The sequence below is a fragment of the Streptomyces fuscigenes genome (assembly GCF_021556455.1).
Taxonomy (GTDB): Bacteria; Actinomycetota; Actinomycetes; order Streptomycetales; family Streptomycetaceae; genus Streptomyces; species Streptomyces fuscigenes.
Map to the genome: position 1 here is coordinate 1 of NZ_JAKGCV010000380.1, position 5344 is coordinate 5344.

Consider the following 5344-nt stretch of genomic DNA (forward strand, 5'->3'; position numbering starts at 1 on the left):
CGCCCCGGCCCGCTCCGGCCCGCACGGGTCGTCGCCCTCGGCGGTCCGCTCTCGCGCCCCACGGCGGCGGCCGGGGCGGGGCCCGCGGGCGGGCTGTCGGTGGCGGGGTGCACCATCGGGGTGGGAGGTGAGGCGGATGGCCGCGCGGGCGGGGTTCGACTGCGACGTACTGGTGGTCGGCGGCGGGATCGTCGGGTTGTCGACGGCGTACGCGCTGACGCGTGCCGCGCCGGGAGTGCGCGTGATCGTGGCCGAGAAGGAGGCGGCGGCCGCCCTCCACCAGACCGGGCGCAACAGCGGGGTCCTGCACAGCGGCGTCTATTACAGGCCCGGCTCGCTGAAGGCGCGCTACGCGCTGTCCGGCTCCGCCGAGATGGTCCGCTTCTGCGCGGAGCACGGCATCCCGCACGCGGTGACGGGCAAGCTGATCGTCGCCAAGGACCGGCGCGAGCTGCCCCGGCTGCGCGCGCTGGCGGAGCGCGGCCGCGCCCACGGCATCCCCGTGCGCGAGCTCGGGCCCGCGCAGATCCGGGAGCACGAGCCGGAGGCCCGGGGGGTCGAGGCCGTGCACGTCGCGACGACAGGGGTGTGCGACTTCGGCGCGGTCGCCCGGCAGCTCGCGCGGTCCGCCACGGACGCGGGTGCCGCGGTCCGGTACGGCGCGGGGATCGTGGCCGTGGACCGGCGCGACTGGGGCGTCGCCGTGCGCACGGCGGCCGGCGAGATCATCAGGGCGCGCGCCCTGGTCAACTGCGCGGGACTCCACTGCGACCGGGTGGCTCGGCTCACGGGCGACGACCCGGGCATGCGGATCGTGCCGTTCCGCGGCGAGTTCTACGAGCTGGCGCGGCCCGACCTGGTGCGGGGCCTGGTCTACCCGGTGCCCGACCCGGCGTTCCCGTTCCTCGGCGTCCACCTGACCCGGGGTGTCGAGGGCGGCGTGCACGTCGGGCCGAACGCGGTCCCCGCGCTCGCCCGCGAGGGCTACGGGTGGGGCGTCGTGCGGCCGCGCGACGTGGCGACGACCCTCGCCTGGCCGGGCGCGTGGCGGATGGCCGGGCGCCACTGGCGGCACGGCGCGGGCGAGGTGTACCGCTCCCTCACCAGACGTGCCTTCGCGGCGGAGGTCCGCAGGCTGCTGCCCGCGGTGGCGGACGACGACCTGCGCCCGGCGGCGGCGGGCGTGCGGGCGCAGGCGGTGCTGCGGGACGGCTCCCTCGCGGACGACTTCCTGATACGGCGCGGCCCCCGCGCGGTCCACGTGCTCAACGCGCCGTCCCCCGCCGCGACGGCCTCGCTGCCGATCGGGCGGGCGGTCGCGCGCTGGGCCCTGGAGGCGCTGGACTGACCCCGGCCACCGCGCCCGGCGCCACCGCGGGCCCCGGCGCCACCGCAGATCCCGTAGGCCCCCCGCAGGGGCCCGGGGCCCTGGGATCGGGAACGAGTGCCGAGGGCCGGGGGCGGGTCCCGGACGCCGGGTGAGTGCGGGCCTCGGGCGAGCGAGTGCCGAACGCCGGGGGCGGGTCCCGGCCCCGGGTGACCCCCGCGCCCGGGGCGAGTTCGCCGGAAGGGGCGTGCCCCGGGGGCGGCTGCCGGGCCGTGCGCCGACGGGCCTCCCCGCGCGGCGGACCCCCGCCGTGTGCCCCGCCGCCGCCCGCGCCCCCGCGCGGAACAGGCCCCTCCACGGTCGGCCGGGGCGCGTCACGGCGCCGTCTACCATGGGGGAACCATGTCCCAGTCCCAGACTCCCAGCCGCATGTTCCCCGAAGGCGGGCCCGCCGCCGACCCGGCCGGGGACCGCTTCGAGCGCCGCATCAGGAGTTTCCAGCCCCGCCGCAGCCGCGTGACCACCGGCCAGGCCGACGCCATTCGCCGGCTCTGGGCCGCGTGGGGCTTCGACGTGGACGGGCAGCGGGTCCTGGACCCCGGCGCCCTGTTCGACGGGCTGCCCGTCGTGCTGGAGATCGGCTTCGGCATGGGCGAGACGACGGCTCGGATGGCCGCGGCCGACCCGGGCACGGGCATCCTCGCCGTCGACGTCCACACGCCCGGGCAGGGCAACCTGCTCGCCCTCGCCGAGCGCGAGGGCCTGGCCAACGTGCGTGTGGCCAACGGGGACGCCTTCATCCTGCTGCGCGAGATGCTGCCGCCACAATCGCTGAGCGGCGTCCGCGTGTACTTCCCCGACCCGTGGCCCAAGAAGCGCCACCACAAGCGGCGCCTCGTCCAGCCCGAGTTCCTGGACCTCGCGGCGAGCCGGATGGTACCCGGCGCCCTCCTGCACTGCGCGACGGACTGGGAGCCCTACGCCGACTGGATGCTGGAGACGCTGGACGCGCACGACGCGTTCGAGAACACGGCCCCCGGCGGCGGCTTCACCGAACGGCCCGCCTTCCGGCCGCTCACCCGTTTCGAGGGGCAGGGCCTGGAGAAGGGCCACGTGGTCCGCGACCTCGTCTTCCGCCGCACGGCCGGCTGACGCCGCCCGCCGCCCGGCTTTCGCGGGCCCGGTGCCTCTCCGCCACCGTCCCGGGCGGGTCGGAGTCGGCGCGCGCCGTCCCCGGCCCGTGGCCCGTCCGGCCCAACCGCGCCCGACCGGGTGCATCGGAGTGCCCGGACGGATCGGTGGGGTCTCGGTGCCCGGGCGGCGCCGACCGGGCCGGCGCACGGGCTCCCGCCGGGCGGGCGGCGGGTCACCGGTGCCCGGGCCCGGCCGCTACCCGCAGGCCACGGCCGCCTCGGGCGCCCCGCCCCCGGAGCCGTGATCGCGCCGATGCCCCATCGCCGTTGTCGGCGGCGGTCGTTAGTGTCGATACGTGAGCGAATCGACACAGCAGTTCCTCCCGCCGTCCCCCGCGGTGCGCCTCGACGGCCGGCCGCTGCGGCGTCGCGGGCGCGAGCTGTGGGCGCGCCACTGGGTGCGGGGCGGTTCGCTGGTCGCGCTGCTCACCGTCTGCGGGGCCGTCATCCTCGCGCTCGTCCGCGACCAGACCGGCACGGAGGGCTTCCTCGTCGGGCTCGTGCTCGCGGTGCTGCCGGTGCCCGTGCTCATGTCCGTCTTCCGCTGGGTCGACCGGGTCGATCCGGGTCCCTGGCGCAATCTCTTCTTCGCGTTCGCCTGGGGCAGCTGCGCCGCCGCGCTGGTCGCGATCATCGCGAACTCGTTCGCGACGGAATGGCTGGCGACGGCCACCGCCGACCCCTCCGGAGCGCAGTCCCTCGGAGCCACGGCCATAGCCCCGGTGATCGAGGAGAGCGCCAAGGGCGCGGCGGTGCTGCTGCTCTTCCTCTTCCGCCGGCGGCACTTCACCGGAGTGGTGGACGGCGTCGTGTTCGCCGGCTTCACCGCGACGGGCTTCGCGTTCACGGAGAACATCCTCTACTTGGGCAACGCCTTCGGCGAGGACAGGATGCTCGGCAGCAGCGGCCTGGCCTCCTTCACGGTGGCCACGTTCTTCGTGCGGATCGTCCTCTCGCCCTTCGCGCACCCGCTGTTCACCGTGCTCACCGGCATCGGATTCGGGCTGACGAGCGTCGCCCGGGGGCCGCACCGGAAGGCGCTGCGCCTCGCGCTGCCGCTGTCCGGCCTGCTGTGCGCCATGGGCATGCACGCCCTGTGGAACAGCTCCTCGGGCGTGTTCGGCCCGTTCGGCTTCTACATCGTCTACGGGCTGTTCATGGTCCCGGTGTTCGGGCTCGTCACCTGGCTCACCATCTGGGCGCGCCAGCGCGACCTGCGCACCGTCCTCACCGTGCTGCCCGCGTATGTGGCGGCCGGCTGGTTCGGCCCGGCGGCCCCGCTCGCGCTGTCCTCCATGCGGGCGCGGACGGCGGCACGCGACTTCGCGGGGCGCACGTTCGGTGCGGGCGCCGCACGGTCCGTCTCGGAGCACGGCAGGCACGCGACGGCGCTCGCGATCCTGCGCGACCAGGCCGAGCGCGGCATCCCCGTCCCCGACTTCGCCGCGCGCGAGAGGGAGCTCCTGGAGCGGATATGGGAGTGCCGGGAGCCCGCGGGGGCCGCGCTGCTGCACGCGGCGCGCAGCACCGGCCGGCTGCCGTCGCCGCCGCCGTACCTGGACCGCCTCGCGTACAACCCGTACCTCCTGCCCTGACACCCGCCCGGCCCCGGACCGGAGCCCGGGGCGGGCCGGGCCGGGTCCGGGCAGGCACGATCGCCTCCGCCGGCAACCGCGCTCGCCTCCGCCGACAGGCGGGGAGGCGCCCGTCGGGCGGGCAGCGGCAGGCAGGGGCAGGCAGCGGCAGGGAGACGGTCCCGCCCCGCGTCAGGCTCCGGCGGCCGTGAGGCGGGCCATCTCCTCGTCCGTCAGGCGCAGGTCCTGCGCCGCCAGCAGTGCGGGCAGCTGCTCGACCGTGCGGGCCGAGGCGATCGGCGCGGCCACGGTGGGCCGCTGCGCGAGCCAGGCGAGGGCGACGGTGGCGAGCTCCGCGCCCCGCTCCTGCGCCACGGCATCCAGCTCGGCCAGCACCTTCTGCCCGCGCTCGGTCCCGAGGTGGGCGGCGGCACGGTCGGCGCGCACGCTCTCCACGGTGGTGCCCGGCCGGTACTTGCCCGTCAGGAAGCCGGCCGCGAGGGCGAAGTACGGCAGCGCGCTGAGGCCGCCGCGCGCCACCACGTCCTGCAGCTCGCCCTCGTACGTGTCCCGGGAGACCAGGTTGTAGTGGGGCTGCAGCGCCACGTACCGGGCGAGGCCCTCGCGCTCGGAGAACGCGAGGGAGGCGGACAGCCGCTCCGGGCTGATGTTGGAGGCGGCGATGTGCCGGACCTTGCCCGCCTTCACGAGTTCGTCGAGCGTCGAGATGATGTCCTCGACGGGGACGGACTCGTCGTCGAAGTGCGTGTAGTACAGGTCGATGCGGTCGGTGCCGAGGCGGCGCAGCGAGCCCTCGGCGGCGGACCTGATGGTCTCGGGAGCGAGGCCCTTGTACTCGGGGTGCGAGCCGACCTTCGTCGCGACGACGACGTCGTCCCGCTTGCCGCGCGCCGCCATCCACTGGCCGATCAGCAGTTCGGACCCGCTGCCCTTGCTGCCGTCGGCGAGCCGGCCGTAGCTGTCGGAGGTGTCGACGAAGTTGCCGCCCGCCGCGGTGTACGCGTCGAGCACGGCGAAGGTCGCCTTCTCGTCGGCGCTCCAGCTGAACACGTTGGCGCCCAGGCAGAGCGGCGAGACGGAGAGGTCGGAGGAACCCAGTGTGCGTCGATCAGTCATGTCCTCATTGAACAGCGCGGGGCCCGGCCGGCCGCCGACCGCCCCCGCTCCGGCGGGCGGGAGGCCGGTGGGCGCAGGGCCGCACCGGCGTGGGGCCGCGTGTCGCGCGCGGC

General features: G+C 76.3%; 4 protein-coding genes. 3 read left to right on the top strand and 1 reads right to left on the bottom strand.

The window, feature by feature from the left end:
- The first annotated feature begins 136 nt into the window (after positions 1–136).
- From lhgD to L1885_RS22845, 3 genes are all read left to right on the top strand, one after another.
- The gene (lhgD, locus tag L1885_RS22835) at positions 137–1348 is read left to right on the top strand and encodes an L-2-hydroxyglutarate dehydrogenase (protein ID WP_235799051.1); all 1212 of its coding nucleotides are present in this window, start codon (positions 137–139) and stop codon (positions 1346–1348) included.
- Positions 1349–1729: 381 nt separating this feature from the next.
- A complete protein-coding gene (gene trmB / locus L1885_RS22840) occupies positions 1730–2479 on the top strand; it encodes a tRNA (guanosine(46)-N7)-methyltransferase TrmB (protein WP_235799052.1) in 750 nt (249 codons plus the stop codon).
- 337 nt (positions 2480–2816) lie between these two features.
- Positions 2817–4115: a PrsW family intramembrane metalloprotease gene (locus tag L1885_RS22845; RefSeq protein WP_235799053.1), complete on the top strand. Its 1299-nt coding sequence runs from the start codon at positions 2817–2819 to the stop codon at positions 4113–4115.
- Positions 4116–4286: 171 nt separating this feature from the next.
- Here L1885_RS22845 and L1885_RS22850 read toward each other — a convergent pair whose 3' ends face one another.
- Positions 4287–5231: an aldo/keto reductase gene (locus L1885_RS22850; RefSeq protein WP_235799054.1), complete on the bottom strand. Its 945-nt coding sequence runs from the start codon at positions 5229–5231 to the stop codon at positions 4287–4289.
- Between the last annotated feature and the right edge of the window lie 113 nt (positions 5232–5344).